Origin of the sequence: Rhizobium sp. N324 (assembly GCF_001664485.1) — a bacterium.
GTDB lineage: Bacteria > Pseudomonadota > Alphaproteobacteria > Rhizobiales > Rhizobiaceae > Rhizobium.
In genome coordinates, this window is the sequence record NZ_CP013630.1 from 4,219,221 (window position 1) to 4,237,099 (window position 17,879).

Annotated in this window: 14 protein-coding genes and 1 tRNA gene; 7 read left to right on the plus strand and 8 right to left on the minus strand. The window is 60.6% G+C overall.

Translation table 11 applies throughout. The annotated features are described in order from the left end of the window. Positions 1 to 163 precede the first annotated feature (163 nt). Positions 164 to 1,045 carry a peptidylprolyl isomerase gene (locus tag AMK05_RS20275; RefSeq protein WP_064840866.1) on the minus strand — a complete coding sequence of 294 codons (882 nt, stop codon included), beginning with the start codon at positions 1,043 to 1,045 and terminating at the stop codon, positions 164 to 166. Positions 1,046 to 1,289: 244 nt separating this feature from the next. On the opposite strand from AMK05_RS20275, the gene secA reads away from it, so the two are divergent. The 3 genes from secA (at position 1,290) to AMK05_RS20290 (ending at position 6,882) form a co-directional block, all read left to right on the plus strand. After that, entirely contained in the window at positions 1,290 to 4,007 is a 2,718-nt protein-coding gene (secA, locus tag AMK05_RS20280) for a preprotein translocase subunit SecA (protein ID WP_064840867.1), read from the plus strand. 178 nt (positions 4,008 to 4,185) lie between these two features. Next, entirely contained in the window at positions 4,186 to 5,601 is a 1,416-nt protein-coding gene (locus AMK05_RS20285; protein WP_064841465.1) for a lipopolysaccharide biosynthesis protein, read from the plus strand. After that, positions 5,602 to 6,882, plus strand: coding sequence for a GNAT family N-acetyltransferase (locus tag AMK05_RS20290; protein ID WP_064840868.1), 1,281 nt, complete (start codon positions 5,602 to 5,604; stop codon positions 6,880 to 6,882). Here AMK05_RS20290 and AMK05_RS20295 read toward each other — a convergent pair. After that, positions 6,879 to 8,510 (minus strand): AMP-binding protein, encoded by a 1,632-nt coding sequence (locus tag AMK05_RS20295; RefSeq protein ID WP_064840869.1) that lies wholly within the window; start codon positions 8,508 to 8,510, stop codon positions 6,879 to 6,881. The genes AMK05_RS20290 and AMK05_RS20295 overlap by 4 nt on opposite strands. A 227-nt stretch (positions 8,511 to 8,737) precedes the next feature. Between AMK05_RS20295 and AMK05_RS20300 the strand changes: the two genes are divergently transcribed. Next, positions 8,738 to 9,718 carry an aldo/keto reductase gene (locus AMK05_RS20300; RefSeq protein WP_064840870.1) on the plus strand — a complete coding sequence of 327 codons (981 nt, stop codon included), beginning with the start codon at positions 8,738 to 8,740 and terminating at the stop codon, positions 9,716 to 9,718. 61 nt (positions 9,719 to 9,779) lie between these two features. Here the strand turns inward: AMK05_RS20300 and AMK05_RS20305 are convergent, their stop codons facing one another. Continuing rightward, positions 9,780 to 10,358: a TetR/AcrR family transcriptional regulator gene (locus AMK05_RS20305; RefSeq protein WP_064840871.1), complete on the minus strand. Its 579-nt coding sequence runs from the start codon at positions 10,356 to 10,358 to the stop codon at positions 9,780 to 9,782. Positions 10,359 to 10,477: 119 nt separating this feature from the next. On the opposite strand from AMK05_RS20305, the gene AMK05_RS20310 reads away from it, so the two are divergent. Continuing rightward, complete coding sequence (locus tag AMK05_RS20310; protein ID WP_064840872.1) at positions 10,478 to 11,773, plus strand: MFS transporter; 1,296 nt, start codon at positions 10,478 to 10,480, stop codon at positions 11,771 to 11,773. A gap of 123 nt (positions 11,774 to 11,896) precedes the next feature. Further along, positions 11,897 to 11,981: transfer RNA gene (locus tag AMK05_RS20315), tRNA-Leu, on the plus strand. Positions 11,982 to 12,103: 122 nt separating this feature from the next. Here AMK05_RS20315 and AMK05_RS20320 read toward each other — a convergent pair. The 5 genes from AMK05_RS20320 to AMK05_RS20350 all read right to left on the minus strand — a co-directional run bounded on the left by AMK05_RS20320 (position 12,104) and on the right by AMK05_RS20350 (position 15,901). Further along, positions 12,104 to 12,967: a hypothetical protein gene (locus AMK05_RS20320; RefSeq protein WP_064840873.1), complete on the minus strand. Its 864-nt coding sequence runs from the start codon at positions 12,965 to 12,967 to the stop codon at positions 12,104 to 12,106. A gap of 390 nt (positions 12,968 to 13,357) precedes the next feature. Next, positions 13,358 to 13,876 (minus strand): hypothetical protein, encoded by a 519-nt coding sequence (locus tag AMK05_RS20330; protein WP_143535853.1) that lies wholly within the window; start codon positions 13,874 to 13,876, stop codon positions 13,358 to 13,360. Between the two features lie 424 nt (positions 13,877 to 14,300). Then, on the minus strand, positions 14,301 to 14,765 hold the full coding sequence (locus AMK05_RS20340) for a hypothetical protein (protein ID WP_064840877.1): 465 nt from the start codon (positions 14,763 to 14,765) through the stop codon (positions 14,301 to 14,303). Positions 14,766 to 15,161: 396 nt separating this feature from the next. Beyond that, positions 15,162 to 15,449 carry a hypothetical protein gene (locus tag AMK05_RS20345; RefSeq protein WP_049732769.1) on the minus strand — a complete coding sequence of 96 codons (288 nt, stop codon included), beginning with the start codon at positions 15,447 to 15,449 and terminating at the stop codon, positions 15,162 to 15,164. A gap of 167 nt (positions 15,450 to 15,616) precedes the next feature. Further along, positions 15,617 to 15,901, minus strand: a complete 285-nt coding sequence (locus tag AMK05_RS20350; RefSeq protein ID WP_064840878.1) for a hypothetical protein — start codon at positions 15,899 to 15,901, stop codon at positions 15,617 to 15,619. Positions 15,902 to 16,114: 213 nt separating this feature from the next. On the opposite strand from AMK05_RS20350, the gene AMK05_RS20355 reads away from it, so the two are divergent. Then, a complete protein-coding gene (locus AMK05_RS20355) occupies positions 16,115 to 17,863 on the plus strand; it encodes a cation:proton antiporter domain-containing protein (protein ID WP_064840879.1) in 1,749 nt (582 codons plus the stop codon). The last annotated feature ends 16 nt before the right edge of the window (positions 17,864 to 17,879 follow it).

Sequence of the window (17,879 nt, forward strand, 5' to 3'; positions counted from 1 at the left end):
AAATGCGACAACAACAACGATATTACAGCGCCGCGCGTCTTTTCAGACGCGCAAAGGACGCTGTAACACTTTAAAATTGCTGCATAATTTTGCCCTCAAATCGATTCCGATTTAAGGAATTATGCAGTAAAGGGCCCGGAAAAACCGGGCCCTGATGTGACTATTACTGCTTCGACGCCGGCGCGACGGGCTCACTGCCCGGCTCCGGCTGCTTGTTGGCTTGTTCGTAACCCTTGCGCAGCGTCTCGTCGCTGATTTCGATCTTGGCCGAGGCCTTCGCCTTGTTCAGAAGTTCAAGATACTTGTCGCGCATGACGAGCTGACGAACCTGATCCTGCACCTGCTCGAAGGGCGGCGGCGGGGCGTCACGCTTATCTTCGACCTTGATGACGTGATAGCCGAAATCGGTTTTAACCGGAGTCTTGGAATAGGTGCCCTTTTCAAGCGCGAAGGCCGCGTCCTCGAATTCCTTGACCATGCGGCCGCGCGAGAAATAGCCGAGGTCGCCGCCCTCGGACTTGTTCGGGTCGGTGGACTTTTCCTTGGCAAGTTCGGCGAAATCCTTGCCGGCGTCGAGCTGCTTGATGATGTCCTTGGCTTCGTCCTCGGTCTTGACGAGGATATGGCGGGCGTGGACTTCCTCCTGCTTCGGCAGCGCGGCGACTTCCTTGTCGTAGCGAGCCTTGACTTCTTCAGGCGTCACGATGTCGACGACATGCTTCTTGAAGTAGGCGTTGTGCAGCTCGCGGTCGGTGAGATACTGCATGCGCTTCTTGAATTCGTCGGTCTGATCGAGCTTCTCGGCCGCAGCATCGGCGGCAAGGAGCTTCACGTCGATGGCGGCGGAAAGGGCTGCGACCTTCTTCTGATCGTCGGGAAGCTGCGCCAGCTGCGGGTCGAGATTGGCGACGGCAAGGTCGAGTTCCGACTGGTGAATCTCCAGATTGCCGACCTTGGCGATGACGGCGTCATCGGCATAGGCCGGGGCCTGGAGCGCAACAAAAGTTGCAAACGCCAGAACGGCAAGTTTGTTGGTGCTCAACATGAAATACCCTTCACAGTTACATCGCCGCTTTCAGCATCGCCTGAATCGGCTCAAAATAGCCATCAACACCGGATTGTGGCCTTTCTGTATCCGCCAAATCCGTTGACATCATTCGACCCCCCTCTTATCTGTCACGCAACCTCGCGTCCAGAACAGTTTCCGGGCGTTTTAGCCGCGCGCCTGATTTTCGGCTGGGCCGCGAACAACAAACGCCGGGGAAGAATATTGAGAAAGGACCAGTCATATGGTCAGCTTTGGCGGTATAGCCCGCAAGTTATTTGGGTCCTCCAATGACCGCCGCGTGCGGTCCTTCCAGCCGAACGTCGCTGCCATCAACTCTATCGAAGAGAAGACCAAGGCCCTGACGGACGAGCAGCTGGCGGCAAAGACCGTCGAGTTTCGCGCTTTGCTCGCCGAGGGCAAGACGCTCGACGACATCCTGATCCCGGCCTTCGCGGTCGTGCGCGAAGCCTCGCGCCGCGTTCTCGGCCTGCGGCCTTTTGACGTACAGCTGGTCGGCGGCATGATCCTGCATTCGAATGCGATTGCCGAGATGAAGACCGGCGAAGGCAAGACCCTCGTCGCGACCCTGCCGGTCTACCTGAACGCGCTTTCCGGCAAGGGCGTGCACGTCGTCACCGTCAACGATTACCTCGCCCAGCGCGATGCCGCGACCATGGGTCGCGTCTACGGCTTCCTCGGCATGACCACCGGCGTCATCGTCCACGGCCTGTCGGACGAGGAACGCCACGCGGCCTATGCCTGCGACATCACCTACGCCACCAACAACGAACTCGGCTTCGATTATCTGCGCGATAACATGAAGTACGAGAAGAACCAGATGGTCCAGCGCGGCCACAACTTCGCGATCGTCGACGAAGTGGACTCAATCCTCGTCGATGAGGCGCGCACGCCGCTGATCATCTCCGGTCCGCTCGACGACCGCTCCGAACTCTACAATACGATCGACGCCTTCATTCCGCTGCTCGTCCCCAGCGATTACGAAATCGACGAGAAGCAGCGCTCGGCCAACTTCTCCGAAGAGGGCACCGAGAAGCTGGAAAACCTGCTCCGCCAGGCCGGACTCTTGAAGGGCAATGCGCTCTACGACATCGAGAACGTCGCGATCGTCCACCACGTCAACAACGCGCTGAAGGCCCACAAGCTCTTCCAGCGCGACAAGGACTATATCGTCCGCAATGACGAAGTCGTCATCATCGACGAGTTCACCGGCCGCATGATGCCGGGCCGCCGTTATTCGGAAGGCCAGCACCAGGCGCTCGAAGCCAAGGAAAAGGTTCAGATCCAGCCGGAAAACCAGACGCTGGCCTCGATCACCTTCCAGAATTATTTCCGCATGTACGCCAAGCTCGCCGGCATGACCGGTACGGCGCAGACGGAAGCGGAAGAATTCGCCAATATCTACAATCTCGACGTCATCGAGGTCCCGACCAACCTACCGATCAAGCGCCTCGACGAGGACGACGAGGTTTACCGGACCTTCGACGAAAAGTTCAAGGCGATCATCGAGGAGATCCTCGACGCCCATAAACGCGGCCAGCCGGTGCTGGTCGGCACCACCTCGATCGAAAAATCCGAACTGCTCGCCGAGCGCCTGCGCAAGCAGGGCTTCGACGACTTCCAGGTGCTGAACGCCCGCTATCATGAGCAGGAAGCCTATATCGTCGCCCAGGCCGGCGTGCCGGGGGCCATCACCATCGCCACCAATATGGCCGGCCGCGGTACCGACATCCAGCTCGGCGGCAACCTCGACATGCGCATCGAGCGCGAACTCGGCGAAGTCGAAGCCGGTCCGGAACGGGAAGCCCGGATCCAGGCAATCGTCGAGGAGATCAAGGAACTCAAGCAGAAGGCGCTTGCCGCCGGCGGTCTCTACGTCATCGCCACCGAACGCCATGAAAGCCGCCGCATCGACAACCAGCTGCGAGGCCGTTCCGGCCGTCAGGGCGACCCCGGCCGCTCGAAATTCTACCTCTCGCTTCAGGACGACCTGATGCGCATCTTCGGCTCCGACCGCATGGACAGCATGCTAACCAAGCTCGGCCTCAAGGAGGGCGAGGCGATCGTCCATCCCTGGATCAACAAGGCCCTGGAGCGCGCCCAGAAGAAGGTCGAAGCCCGAAATTTCGATATCCGCAAGAACCTCCTGAAGTATGACGACGTTCTCAACGATCAGCGCAAGGTGATCTTCGAGCAGCGCCTCGAACTGATGGAATCGACCAATATTTCCGAGACCGTTTCCGACATGCGCCGTGAGGTGATCGAGGATCTGGTCGAAAAGCATATCCCCGAGCGCGCCTACGCCGAGCAATGGGATGCCGCCGGCCTGAAGACCGGTGCCTTGAACATCCTCAATCTCGATCTGCCGATCGAGGACTGGGTGAAGGAAGAAGGCATCGGCGAAGACGATATCCGCGAGCGCCTGACGCAAGCCACCAACGCCGCCTTCACCGAAAAGGCCGAGCGATTCGGCGACGACATCATGCATTATGTCGAACGCTCGATCGTCATGCAGACGCTCGATCATCTCTGGCGCGAGCACATCGTCAATCTCGACCATCTGCGCTCGGTCATCGGCTTCCGCGGCTATGCTCAGCGCGATCCGCTGCAGGAATACAAGTCGGAAGCCTTCGAGCTGTTCACCGGCCTCCTCAACAATCTGCGTGAGGCCGTCACCGCCCAGCTGATGCGCGTCGAACTCGTGCAGCAGGCGCCGGCCGAACCGGAGCCGCCGCTGATGCAGGCCCATCACCTCGATCCGACCACCGGCGAGGACGATTTCGCCCCGGCGGTCTACCAGGCATCGGAAGTCATCGTTTCGCCGGAGAATCGCAATCCGGATGACCCGGCCACCTGGGGCAAAATCGGCCGCAACGAGATCTGCCCCTGCGGTTCCGGCAAGAAATACAAGCATTGCCACGGCGCCTTCGAGCAGGTCTGAGGCAAGCCGCAAAGATCGTGAAAATGCCGCCTTCGGGCGGCATTTTCTTTTCCGCGACCGCGCTGGAAAACCGCACTATCAGCGTCGGTGACAAGCCCGATCCGGAACCGTTTCTTAACCCTGTTCTGTCAAGACTTCGGGACGATTTGCCTGACCTTCAGAGTTTTGCGTGTTCATCATGGCGGTCATAGAAACAGCGGAAAAGATGCTGCCCGCGGGTCTGCGCCCGATCGGCGGCCGTGCGCTGCGCATGCTTGCGGCCGTGCTCACCGAACGTGGTGAGAAGGCGGCCGCTCAGCGCATGGCACTGACGGCCTTTTCGATCCGCACCCTCAGTGCAGCCCTCGCCTTCATCTCGCAGATCGTGCTCGCCCGGCTGATGGGCGAATATGAATACGGCATCTTCGTTTTCGTCTGGGTGCTGGTCGTCGTCTTCGGCGATCTTTCATGCCTTGGGTTCCACACGGCGATCATCCGCTTTCTGCCGCAATACCGGGCAGCCGGCGCCTTCGAGGAAATCCGCGGCCTCACCGGCACGGCGCGCATCTTCGCGCTGCTTTCCGGCACGGCGGTGCTCGCCGCCGGCATGCTCGGGCTGCATTTCTTCGGCCACATGATCCAGGTCTATTATCTCGTCCCGCTCTTCCTCGGCCTGCTCGCCATGCCGATGATCGCGCTCGGCGACATTCTGGAAGGCACGTCGCGGGCAAACCACTGGCCGGTCATGGCGCTTGGCCCGGTCTATATCGTCCGGCCGATCCTGATCATCCTCTTCATGCTGATCGCCATTGCCATCGGCGCCGAGCATACGGCCGTCACCGCGATGCAGGCAGCGCTCGCCGCGACCTTCGTCACCGCGCTCGGCCAGTATGCCGCAACGCTCTATCGCCTTCGCCGGCATTATGACAAAGGCCCGCACAAGGTCGATTTCCTCGCCTGGATCAGCGTCGCCTTTCCGATTTTCCTGATCGAGGGCGTCAGCTTCCTGCTCACCAATTCCGATGTCGTCGTCGTCGGCATCTTCCTCGAGCCGCACGACGTCGCCATCTACTTCGCCGCCGCCAAGACGATGGCGCTGGTGCATTTCATCAATTTCTCTGTCAAGGCCGCCTCCGGCCCGCGCTTTTCCTCGATCATCGCCGAAGGCGACCATGCGCAGCTGGCGGCCGCCGCCATCGACGCTGCCCGCTGGACCTTCTGGCCCGCACTCGGCGTCGGCCTTGTCGTGCTTGCCGCCGGCCATCTTCTGCTGTCGCTTTTCGGCGGCGCCTTTACATCGGGTTATGCGATCATGGCGATCCTGCTCGCCGGCATCCTCGCCAAATCGCTGGTCGGCCCGGCCGAAACGCTGCTGATGATGGCCGGCAAGCAAAACCTCTGCGTCGCGCTCTACGCCGGCGCGCTGGCGGCCAATATCGGCCTCAACCTTACTTTGATCCCGCATTACGGCATCGAGGGCACCGCAATCGCCACGGCTTCGGCCATGGCGGTCGAGGCGATCCTGCTGCATCTTGCCGTGCGCCGCACGCTCGGCATCGTCCTTTTTGCCTTCGCCAGCCCCTCCGCGGCAACGCCAGAAATGAGAGTTCGATAAATGGTGCGTATTCCTCCCATTACCGAAAGCACCGACAGCATTGCCAACCGCATGGTGCATGATCTCGCCGCGCTGCATTTCGAAGCGCCCCGGGCCGAGGCCCGCGCCGAGATCGGCCGGCCGGGGCGCGAACTCTGCGTCTATCCCGGCAAGCTCGGCTATGACCTTCAGGAAGAACTCGACTTCCTCTCCAACCGGGCGATGGAGCCGAACGTCTTCTTCTCCGGCCGCTTCCTCGCGCCCGCAATGCCGCGGCTCGAAGACCGGCAGGTGAACTTCGCCCTGATCCGCGACCACAATGCCGGCCGCAGCCGCATGCGCTTTCTGATGCCGTTTTCGGTCGACAAGCCGGGTTTTGCCGTCGGCCCGTCGATCATCCGCGGCTGGTCGAACAGCTTCGGACCGCTCGGCACGCCGCTTGTCGACAGCGAGGATGCCGCCGAGACCCTCGACAATCTCTTCGAGGGTCTGACCGCGCGCGACCTCAATCTGCCCGGCATCGTGGTCCTGCCGGATCTGAGGCTCAACGGTATCTTCGTGCGCATGGTCAAGGCGGTGGCGCTCAGCCGCAACCTCCCCGTCACCGTCACCAATCCCTATTTGCGCCCGATGCTGCAGAGCGACGAAGAGGCGCCGGCCTATCTCGGCCGCACCATCTCTTCCTCGCACATGCGCGAAATGCGCCGCCAGTGGCGTCTGCTGGAGGAACAGGGAACGACGGTTTATGCCGTCGCCCGCCAGCCCCGCGAAATCCACATCCGCTTCGAGGAATTCCTGGCGATGGAAGCCGGCGGCTGGAAGGGCAAGCGGCGCAGCGCCCTCGTCACCGATCGCTATCATACCGCCTTCGCCCGCGAAGCGGTGTCCAACCTTGCCGCCGTCGATGCCGTGCGAATCCACACGATCGACCTTAACGGCAAGGCGATCGCCGCCATCGTCGTGCTGATGATGGGTGGCGAGGCCTATACCTGGAAGACCGCCTATGACGAGAACTATGCGCGCTTTTCGCCGGGCAAGCTGCTGATGAGCGAACTCACCGAATGGCATCTCGACGACGCCAATATCGTCCGCTCCGATTCCTGCGCCGTCTCGGACCATCCGATCATGAGCCGCTTCTGGCAGGAGCGCGAGGAGATGGGAACGCTGGTGATCGGCCTGACGCAGAACAGCGACCGCGATATGCGCCAGGTCTCAGCCCAGCTCCATATGTACCGCAGCACCCGCAACATGGCGAAGATGCTGCGCGAGAAGATCATGTCGCTCGCCGGCCGGAGCGGCTAACTTTCCGCCGCCGCCTTCTCCCGCAGCAGTCGGCGGATCACCTTGCCGGTGGTCGTCAGCGGCAAGGCATCGATGAATTCCACCTCGCGCGGATATTCGTGCATCGAAAGCCGCGTCTTCACCCATTCTCTGATGTCGGCGGCCAGCGCCTCGCTTGGCTGATGGCCTGGCGACAGCACGATATAGGCCTTGACGATCTCGGTGCGCACGGCATCGGGTTTGCCGACGGCGGCGGCAAGCTGCACGGCGGGGTGACCGATCAGGCAATCCTCGATTTCGGCCGGGCCGATGCGGTATCCCGACGAGGTGATGACGTCGTCGTCGCGGCCTTCGAAAGTGACGTAGCCATCGGCATCCTGCCGGCCGATATCGCCGGTGAGCAGCCAGCCTTTGGCGAATTTTCGCGCCGTCGCCGCCGCATCGTCCCAATAGCCGAGGAACATGACGGGATCGGGACTGGCGATGGCGATCTGCCCCGGTTCGCCGGCTGGTAATTCGTCGCCCGCCTCATTGACGATCGCAACACGATGCCCCGGCACCGCCCGACCGATGGCGCCGGCCTTGGAGACGCCATAGGCAGCGCTCGACGAGAGCACGAAATTGCACTCCGTCTGGCCGTAGAATTCATTGACGGTGATACCGAGCGTGCGCTGCGCCCATTCATAGGTCTCGCGGCCGAGCGCTTCTCCGGCCGAGCCGATGGTGCGCAGCACCAGATCGTATTTCGAGCGCGGATCGGCAACCGATCGCATCAGCCTTAGTGCCGTCGGCGGAATGAAAGCGTTGCGCACCTTCATCTCCGCCATGATGCGGTAGGCCATGTCGGCATCGAATTTCTGCGCCGGCGACGAGACGACGGGAACGCCGAGCAGAAGAGCCGGCAGCAGCGCGTTGAGCAGACCGCCGGCCCAGGCCCAGTCGGACGGCGTCCAGACCTTGTCGCCCGCTTTCGGAAAACCCTCATGGGCAAACTGCATGCCGGGAATATGGCCGGGCAGGACACGGTGGCCATGCAGCGCCCCCTTCGGCGGCCCCGTCGTTCCCGAGGTGAAGATCATCAACGCCGGATCGTCCGGGCCAGTCTCCACGACCTCGAAGACCGGGGAATGGCCGTCCACCAGTTCGCCGAAGCCGGCCGCATCGGCACTCGCCCCGTCGATGCTGACGATATGTTTCAGCATCGGCAGGCGCTCGCGGATCCGGCGAATGCGTTCGAGACCGAAGCCATTGGTGACGACGGCGACCACACCTGCCGCCTTCAGCCGGTATTCCAACGCATCGACGCCGAAGAGCAGCGCCAGCGGCAGCCCGATCGCGCCGGTCTTGTAGATCGCCACATGCGCAATCACCGTCTCGAAGGATTGGGGCAAGAGTAGCGCGACCCGATCGCCACGGTTCATGCCACGCGACACCAGCGCATTTGCAAAGGCCGAGGAGCGGTCGGCGAGCGCGCGATAGGTCAGACTGCGGTGATCGCCATCCGGGCTGAAATGTTCGAGGCAGATGCGCTCCGGCGCCCTCGCCGCCCAGTCGTCGCTGACGGCGCGGCCGATATTGAAATCCTCGGGAATCCGCCACGAGAAATCGCGATAGAGATCGTCGTAACGATTGTGGGACGGCAGTATCATAGTCGAAGTCCAATGAAATGCTGCACCAGCTAACACCTTGTGCTGCAATTGCGCAAGCGACCGGTCCGGAAGGTGATGACAGACCCGGCTTCAAAACCCATCACGCATTGTTGTGCGCATGGCAGAACCAATTCTTCGCCGGACGCCCTGCGACTTTGCCGGTTTCCGCGCTAGATCATGGAAATCGCCGGGCCAGTGGGTCATGGAATCCATCACGGAGTCGTTTCATGGAATATGCTAAATTTGGGAAGACCGGCCTGGAAGTCTCAAAAATTTGCCTGGGCTGCATGACCTTCGGCGATCCCGGCCGCGGCAATCACGCCTGGAGCCTGCGGGAAGAAGAAAGCCGGGCGATGATCCGCCAGGCGATCGACCTCGGCATCAATTTCCTCGACACCGCCAATACCTATTCCAACGGCTCCTCGGAGGAGATCGTCGGCCGCGCCATCAAAGATTTCGCCAAGCGCGAGGACATCGTGCTGGCGACGAAGGTGTTCAACCGCATGCGGCCGGGCCCGAATGGCGCCGGCCTGTCGCGCAAGGCGATCTTCGACGAGATCGACAACAGCCTGCGCCGCCTCGGCACAGACTATGTCGACCTCTACCAGATCCACCGCTTCGACTACACGACGCCGATCGAGGAAACGCTGGAAGCGCTGCACGACGTCGTCAAAGCGGGCAAGGCGCGCTATATCGGCGCCTCCTCGATGTATGCCTGGCAATTCGCCAAGTCGCTCTACGTCTCCAGGCTGAACGGCTGGACCGAGTTCGTCAGCATGCAGAACCATCTGAACCTGCTCTACCGCGAGGAAGAGCGTGAAATGCTGCCGCTCTGCGAAGATCAGAAGATCGCCGTCATCCCCTGGAGCCCGCTTGCCCGCGGCCGCCTGACCCGCGATTGGGACGAGGCGACGGCGCGCAGCGAAACCGACGAATTCGGCAAGACGCTGTACACGCAGTCCGTCGACGCCGACCGCAGGATCGTCGAGGCCGTGGCCGAGATCGCCAAGGCCCGCGGCATCTCCCGCGCTGAGGTCGCAACCGCCTGGATCCTGCAGAAGAGTGCCGTGACCGCCCCGATCATCGGCGCTTCCAAACCGAACCACCTCAGCGACGCGGTTGCCTCGCTCTCGGTCAAGCTCACCACGGAAGAAGTAGCCGCCCTGGAAGCACCCTATATCCCGCACGCCGTCGCCGGCTTCAAATAACCGCCGGCGAGTTTTCCTCTCCGCCCACGCGGAGACGGATATCGAAACGCATCGTCCCGAACTATGCCCGGCAGCCGGGATCGAGCTTGCGGCGCATAGTCACTAGAAATTGCTCGGCAAGCGCCCGGTCCTCGACCGCACGGGCCAGGATGACGGCGCCCATCATCGAGGAGAGCGTGGTGGCGGCATTGGCGCGGCGCTCCTCTTCGCTCTTGCCGGGAACGATATCGGCAAGCGTCTCGACCAGCACGGAGAGCCCGTCGCTGAAGACGGCGCGCACCGCACCGCGGCTACGGCTGACCTCCTGGATCAGCGTCGCGAAGACACAGCTGCCGCCCGGATCGTCGACCGTGCGCCAATGGATATAATGGTCGAGAAGCGATTCCAGCGGCCGGTCGGGAGAATTGGCGATGTGCTCCTTCCAGCGCGTTTCGACCTTGTCGATCAGCTTACGGCTGACCTCGAGCGCCAACTCGTCCTTCGAAGCGAAATGCCCGTAGAAACCGCCATGCGTCAGCCCTGCCGCCTTCATGATGTCGGCGACGCCAACCCCGTCGAAACCGTTCTCGCGAAAGAGCACACCGGCAACGCTCAGGATCTTTTCACGGTTTTCGGCAAATTTCTCGCGGCTGACCCGCATTTCTCATCTCCAGAAATAGTCGCTTGACAAAATATATGACGTCCATCATGAATACGCAAGAAATATGATGACCATCATGTAAATCATTCCCGAACCTGAATCCGAACGGAATCTCGCTCATGGTATCCACAGCGCTCGCCACCACTCTTGCCCGGCGCAACATCCACTACGGCTGGGTCGTCGTTGCCGCAACCTTCCTCACCATGCTGGTCACAGCCGGCGCCATGGGCGCACCAGGCGTGCTGATCAAGCCGCTGCAGGACGAGTTCGGCTGGGAGACCTCGCAGATTTCCTCGGCCCTTGCGATCCGCCTGATCCTTTTCGGTTTCATGGGCCCGTTCGCCGCCGCCTTCATGAATTATTTCGGTGTGCGCAAGGTCATCGTCTTCGCCCTGGCGCTGATCGGCGCCGGCTTTATCGGTTCGCTGTTCATGACCACGCTGTGGCAGTTGCTGGTGCTCTGGGGCATCGTCGTCGGCTTCGGCACCGGTCTGACGGCGATGGTGCTCGCCGCAACGATCTCCACCCGCTGGTTCACCAAACATCGCGGCCTCGTCGTCGGCATGCTCTCGGCGAGTTCGGCCACCGGCCAGCTCGTCTTTCTGCCGCTGATGGCCGAGCTGACGGAGCGCTACGGCTGGCGCTCCACGGTATTTTTCGTCTGCGCCATGATCATGGTCGCAGCTCTCGCCGTGCTCGCCTTCATGCGCGACCGGCCGGCCGACCTCAACCTGCCCGCCCTCGGCGAAACACAGGTCACGCCGCCGCCGGCCAGCACCTCGCTCGGCGTCGCGCTGATGACGCCGATCACCGTGCTCAAGGAAATCTCCAGGACCTCCACCTTCTGGATCCTGTTTGCCACCTTTTTCATCTGCGGCCTCAGCACCAATGGCCTGATCCAGACCCACTTCGTCACCCTCTGCGGCGATTTCGGCATCGTGCCGGTGGCCGCGGCCAGCGTGCTCGCCGTCATGGGCATCTTCGATTTCTTCGGCACCATCGGCTCCGGCTGGCTGTCCGACCGCTTCGACAATCGCTGGCTGCTGTTCTGGTATTACGGCCTGCGCGGCCTGTCGCTGCTCTACCTGCCCTTCAGCGATTTCAGCTTTTACGGCCTCTCGATCTTCGCCGTCTTCTATGGCCTCGACTGGATCGCCACCGTGCCGCCGACCGTCAAGATCGCCGCCGACCGCTTCGGCCGCGAAAAGGTCGGCCTCGTCTTCGGCTGGGTTTTTGCCGGCCATCAGCTGGGTGCCGCAACCGCCGCCTATGGCGCCGGCCTGTCGCGCACGGAACTTTCGAGCTACCTGCCCGCCTTCTTCATCGCCGGCGCCTTCTGCCTGCTGGCCTCGATCCTGGCGATCACCCTGAAGAAGTCCGGCCTGAGCAATCCCGCACCTGCGGCTGCCCATTGATATCGCAAGCCTCCGGCCTCGAAACGAGGCCGGATCTCTCTACCGGATCAGTCTGATAACTTCGCTTGCCCGTCTTGCGCGTGCGGGCGCTCGCATGTTAGACAGCCGCCCGTTCACTCCGTTGCCCCATTGGCGGAATTGGTAGACGCGCTCGACTCAAAATCGAGTTTCGAAAGAAGTGCTGGTTCGACTCCGGCATGGGGCACCAGCCTACAAGGCTAAACAGCTTTAGTTCACTGAAAAAATTGAGCAAATTCGTCCTCCGGGTACTGCGAACGGTACTGAGCGGGGACCAGAGGCCAGCGGCAGAACGATGCCCCATATGAGGGGCTACACGACCACCTCGATATGCTCGGCGAGGGATTTATCTTGTACCGACGTCCACTGAGTAACATCGCGTTCCATCACGAAAAGTAAGCGTCTTTCCCTCTCAGGTCTGTAAATGTTGGGCTTTGTGAAGACAGAGGCGGCCTCAGTTGCCTCTATCAATGCGTCGAGGTGATGTATCGCAGCGTATTCTAGGGCGGCGTCCTTAAGGTCGCCCGTCCCGTTCAACTCGAAGAATTTTTCAGGCAAATCGCTGACGCCTTTGACTATCTTGACGTTTGAATAATTTACGTCTCTGACAGCAAACCTCGTTGCTCCAAGTAGGTTGGCAATTTTCTGAGCGAACGTCGTCACCCGGTTAATTCTGAGGAGCCTGCTACCAAATTTGGCGTGGCGAAGACTTCGTTCGGTCTTACGCGCGTCAGACGAAGTGCATATCACCAGGGAGTTGAATCCAGAATTCGAAATCATCCCGAGAGATTCTTTTGGCGATACTAAGTGGATCATCCCTAGACCTTCGCGGACGTCCACCGCTTCTTCATTCTCGATGGTGTGGTAGAAGTGGAGCGGATTGAGACGGATGCTTCCTTGCAGCCAAAACTCAAGAGCCGCGTTGTCCGTGAATTTGTAGGCAACATCGTCGTCCGCATGCGGAGGAGCTTTGGCCGGCGTCAGGCTAACGCATTTATCAACATTGGTTTCCTCGTCGAGGTCTAACACATAGTCGAAGAGCGCTCCGGCCACACGGAGTAGATTCCTATCGCTGAAGATTGCATTCTCTCCCCAAATCGCGATCATTTTTAGAAGAAGGGATCGACCCTGGTTCGAAAGTTTGAAACCGCCGTTCGCAACAAATTCTACCGTCATGAGAACTGCCTGCTGTGCCCCTAAATGTTAGTCAGTAACGCCAAGCGTAAGGTCCAATCCCCGAGATTGCCATCCCTGATGCGCCCATCTGGTTGGTAAGTTTCGGCTTTAGACGCCGTCGAGTTGCAGAAGGCGTTGCCAAGTTCATGGCCAACCCGACCGAGAAGGCAGCGAAGTACCGTGGCAAACCAGAGAACACCAACTGCAACGAGCTGGTCGCAGAGTTGCTCAAAGCCGACAAGAGCTGGACTGGCGTTCAACAGGCGACGGGCGTAAGTCGCATGACGGGGGCTAAGGTTGCCAACAGGCTGCGGGAGGGGGCTTGAGTGGCGGTGCCCCCCTAGGCGACGAATAGGTTTCCTCTAGGACCAGAGCCGTCCCGACCGGCAGTTAACCCGCGACGTTGACAAGGTAAGTCACAAATGCGGCACATGAGCCGAGCATAAAGATGGCCTCTGCTTCCTCGACCATCGTTTCTTTGTCTCCAACCATAGGGTGCCGGATGCCGTTCGCGTCGCTAGTGTAGCCATAGATGTTGCTGAACCCACTTTTAAGGGCGGGGTGCATGGGGTGTTTTTTGCCTATCTCTGTCAGCGCTTTCTGAAGGCTAGCCTCTCCTGTAAGCGACCGCGCCACCGACTCGACAGCATGAATGCTTTCTCTAACACTGTCCGCGTATTCGCCCGCTGTGAGAGACGAGCCCGCCTTCAGTAGATGGATCCGCGCACCTCCGAGTCCTGGACGGCTCATAGCGTCCAGAGCGGTATATATAGCTTCCCCCTCCTCCTCCGAGGAGATTGGGACCACTGACCCGTCTAACAACCGATATGCGCAACGCTCTTCTTCCATGAGGCGGACAAAGCCATCGGCTAGCATCGGGTCGTTGCAATTCCGGGCAAGCCACTCCACGAGGCCTAATACCTCGTCGTAGCGTCCATTTCGAATACGGGTCTCATGGCGTCCACTAGGTGTTCCAACCGGTTACCAAGGTCATCGACGAAACGTCCCAGTCGCTTCACCGAATAGTCGCGATGCAGCCGTTTCCAGGTGGTGCCTAGGCTGGTGCGCAGCAGTTGGCTGCTTTGCTCGTGCTCTACATGACTGTACACGGTATCCCAGAGACGCGCCCGCAAGACATCAGACACTACTTTGAGCGCCATTTGCGACGGCAGGGGCTGGAGACCTTCCGCTTGTTCGAAGGAAATTTGAGACCTGTCAAAAAGAGTCATGATGCACCAACAGGAAAGAGGTCACCAAAGATGAAAGAGGTTACCGATTCGTACAACTCACGGCGACCGCGCACTTCGAGCAAGCCCCAGTCCCACCCGTGCGTCTACAATTTCAGGGCTGATATTGTTAAGCTGATCACGCTTATTGCTAAGGCCCCCCAACTCAGCCAGGGCTTAAAGAGCATCTCCATCTCGATATTCGCTTCGCGGCGAAGAAGGAGTTTACCCTCGTCAGTGAGATAATACCTGCCGTGAGGATTGCTCCACGACCAGTATTGATCATCATACACAGGCTCTTCCGAGATAGGCCTCTGCGGAATTGGCACTCTCCAAGCCCTTGCCCGCTCGATAGCGTTCCGCGTCTCGATTTCATCGATTTGAGCGTAAACGAACTCTCTGCGAGTGTCATAATCGAAATAGGCCCTGTCCCAAGCGTCGGTCCCGCGCCCCAGCTTCTGCTCCTGGACTTTGCTCCGGAATTCGTTTTCCGCGTCCTCTAGATCAAATCGCAACTGCGCGAGCCGATAACGATCATCACGCCTTCGTAGTATTTCGGCGACGAGCCCCATCTACCCTCCGAGACCTTCGTGACTTCTATCTAGCGGCGCGATCATCCAACGCAATAATTAGAGCTTTCATGAACTCGACCCGACGCTGGGAAAGGCAATCTGGAGACGCGGCCGCGATCTCAAGCGTTGCGAGGCCCCTAATTGCTTGAGATATTCAGTAGGCGTTACAGCTTCATGTGTAACGAATTGAAGTTAAAGGTGAATTTCCCCATACTGCACCGGTTCGATAATAGCCGAAGCTCACAGAGCGTAAGCTGTCGCTGCAGTTCCGCAGGAACGATGGCGGACGGGTTCGATTATGCTGCGATAAGCAGAACCATGCTCCCGAATATAACCATCTCGCGCCTCCGCATCGACAAGCTGACGCGGAAGCGCGGACCGAATTCACATCCGAACCTACTTGTTCTTCAGCAGCCACATCTTGCCGGCCATGGTGATGCCGTAGACGTCTTTCGTGACATCGTCATCGAGGTGCCGCCGCTCGAGGAAACCCGGTTCCTTCAGCTCGCCCAGCGTCTTGGCGGTGACCGATTTGATTTTCTGCGGCCGCTCTTTCCAACGGTCGTTTTTCGCGTAGGTCACCGTCGCGTTCTGATGCGTCCATTTATTGGCCGGCTGAGGGTAAAGGTCTCCATCCCGGGCGAGTTTCAATGCGGCGATCTGGGACGGCGTAAGTTCAATCATACTCAAAAATCCTGTGCAGGCGGTGTTTGCGCTGGGAATGCGCTTCTACCAAAGGCGTGCTCATAACACCGACGGACGAGTTTCACCACTGCATTGCGATATCAGCGCCATGAAAGGCGAAAACCCGGCTCTGTGAACCGGGCTTCGTCCTTGTCGAGAATGTTTCGTTAGTTGCAACGCCGGACCGTTTTGGTCACTTCGCCGTCGTCGGTCTGGCGGGTAACGCTTCTGGTTTCGCAGCCATTGTCGCGATAGCGGCGGTGTTCGCGTTCGCGCACCGCACCGAAAGTGACGCCGCGCTCGCTGATGGTAATGCCGGGTCTGACCCGCTCATGACGATAACCGTCATCATAGGAACGTTCCCTGACATAGACGCTGTCGGCGAGAACAGGCGCTGCAAACGAGCAGGCGGCAAGGGCCGCCACAGTACAATTCAGGATGATCTTCCGCATGTCGTTTCTCCTTTCTTGATGAAAGGGCAACGAGACAAGACGCAACTGGTTCCAACATTGCCGGCCGCCCGGCCGAGCCGCAGACGACAGCAGATAAGTTCCGCGCTTCATCGCACGGATTGAGAACAAGGCAGCGCCATCCGCTAAATCGACTGTTTAATTTTGCCTGCACTTCGTACAGAGTGGCCGCCGCTATTACAGGAAGGTTCGGACGTGCATCAGGAAGTAGGGCTCATCGCGACGGTTGCCGTCAGTTTCGTTTTCGCGGCGATCCTGGGTTATGGCGCCGACCGGCTGCGGCTGCCGCCGCTCGTCGGATACCTGATGGCCGGCATTCTGATGGGGCCGTTCACGCCGGGCTTCGTCGCCGATTCCGCCCTTGCCGGCCAGCTCGCCGAAATGGGCGTCATCCTTTTGATGTTCGGGGTCGGCCTGCATTTTTCCGCCTCCGATCTGCTCGCCGTGCGGGGGATCGCTGTGCCGGGCGCGATCGGGCGGATCATCCTCGCCACCCTTCTCGGCATCGGCCTTTGCAAACTCTGGGGCTGGAGCCTCGGCGCCGGCATCGTCCTCGGCCTCAGCCTGTCGGTGGCCAGCACCGTCGTTCTGCTGAAGGCGCTGGAGGAGCGCAATCTCGTCAACGCGCCGAGCGGGCGCGTCGCGGTCGGCTGGCTGATCGTCGAGGATCTGGTGATGGTGCTGGCGCTGGTGCTGCTGCCGGCGCTGGCGGAGCTTCTCGGCGGCAATGCCGCCACGACCACCAATCACGGTCTCGGCGAGCTGCCGCTGGTGCTGACGCTCGGCCTGACGCTGTTGAAGGTGGCCGGCTTCGCCGCCATGGCGATCTTCCTCGGGCCGCGCATCGTGCCCTGGCTGCTGACGATGATCGCCCGCACCGGCTCGCGTGAACTGTTCACGCTGACGGTCTTGGCGATCGCACTCGGCATCGCCTTCGGCTCGGCGGCGATCTTCGGCGTCTCCTTTGCGCTCGGCGCCTTCTTCGCCGGCGTCGTCATGAGCGAATCCCAGCTCAGCCACAGGGCGGCAGCCGATTCGCTGCCGCTGCAGAATGCCTTCTCGGTGCTGTTCTTCGTCTCCGTCGGCATGCTCTTCGACCCTTCGATCCTGGTGCGCCAGCCGCTGGCGGTGATCGGCGCGCTGGCGCTCGTCATCCTGGGTAAGGGCATCATCACCTTTGCGATCGTCATATTGCTGCGCTATCCGATCGGCCTCGGGTTGACATTGGCCGGCGGCCTTGCCCAGATCGGCGAATTTTCCTTCATTCTCGCCGGCCTCGGCGTCACGCTCGGGCTGCTGCCGCGTGAGGGTCAGGATCTGATCCTCGCCGCCGCGATCCTGTCGATCACGCTCAACCCGATCGTGATCCTGGCGACCGACGGGTTGAAGACATATGCCCATGCGACATGGCCCACCCTCTGGGAGAGCTACGGCAGAAAGCGGCAGAAGGTGCTGGGCAGGGAGCTGGAAAAAATCAGGGCGCTCGGCGAGGAGCGCGAACGCGAGCATCAGCTGAAAATGCAGCAGCTGATCGAGACGTTCCCGTTGTTCTCCGAGGTCGACGAGGACGCGCAGGAGGAGCTGCTGCTGCTCTTCAAGGCGAAATCCGCGCCCCCCGGCGAACGCGTCATCCGCCGCGGCGACCGCGGCGACGGCATGTATTTCATTTCTTCGGGCGCAGTGGAAGTCCGGCTCGCCAGCGGCGCGATCCGCCTGGAGCCCGGCGCCTTCTTCGGCGAGATGGCGCTCTTGAGCGGCGGGCGGCGCACCGCCGACGTCATCGCCGTCGACTTCTGCCAGTTCGAGGTGCTCGAACGGCGCGACTTCAACATGTTCATGTCACGTCATCCCAATCTGCGCGCCGCTGTCAGCGAAATGGCCCAGAAGCGCACCGAGATGAACGACCTGCGTCAGCAGTGGGAAAAGTCGATGGACCTCTCCTGACGCAAAGGCCGATACA

Coding starts and splice junctions, on each gene's coding strand:
- AMK05_RS20305 (WP_064840871.1), bottom strand. CDS start 10,358: ATGCGGGTCAGCCGCGAGAAATTTGCCGAAAACCGTGAAAAGATCCTG.
- AMK05_RS20340 (WP_064840877.1), bottom strand. CDS start 14,765: ATGGGGCTCGTCGCCGAAATACTACGAAGGCGTGATGATCGTTATCGG.
- AMK05_RS20285 (WP_064841465.1), top strand. CDS start 4,186: ATGGCGGTCATAGAAACAGCGGAAAAGATGCTGCCCGCGGGTCTGCGC.
- secA (WP_064840867.1), top strand. CDS start 1,290: ATGGTCAGCTTTGGCGGTATAGCCCGCAAGTTATTTGGGTCCTCCAAT.
- AMK05_RS20295 (WP_064840869.1), bottom strand. CDS start 8,510: ATGATACTGCCGTCCCACAATCGTTACGACGATCTCTATCGCGATTTC.
- AMK05_RS20275 (WP_064840866.1), bottom strand. CDS start 1,045: ATGTTGAGCACCAACAAACTTGCCGTTCTGGCGTTTGCAACTTTTGTT.
- AMK05_RS20345 (WP_049732769.1), bottom strand. CDS start 15,449: ATGATTGAACTTACGCCGTCCCAGATCGCCGCATTGAAACTCGCCCGG.
- AMK05_RS20350 (WP_064840878.1), bottom strand. CDS start 15,901: ATGCGGAAGATCATCCTGAATTGTACTGTGGCGGCCCTTGCCGCCTGC.
- AMK05_RS20310 (WP_064840872.1), top strand. CDS start 10,478: ATGGTATCCACAGCGCTCGCCACCACTCTTGCCCGGCGCAACATCCAC.
- AMK05_RS20320 (WP_064840873.1), bottom strand. CDS start 12,967: ATGACGGTAGAATTTGTTGCGAACGGCGGTTTCAAACTTTCGAACCAG.
- AMK05_RS20290 (WP_064840868.1), top strand. CDS start 5,602: ATGGTGCGTATTCCTCCCATTACCGAAAGCACCGACAGCATTGCCAAC.
- AMK05_RS20300 (WP_064840870.1), top strand. CDS start 8,738: ATGGAATATGCTAAATTTGGGAAGACCGGCCTGGAAGTCTCAAAAATT.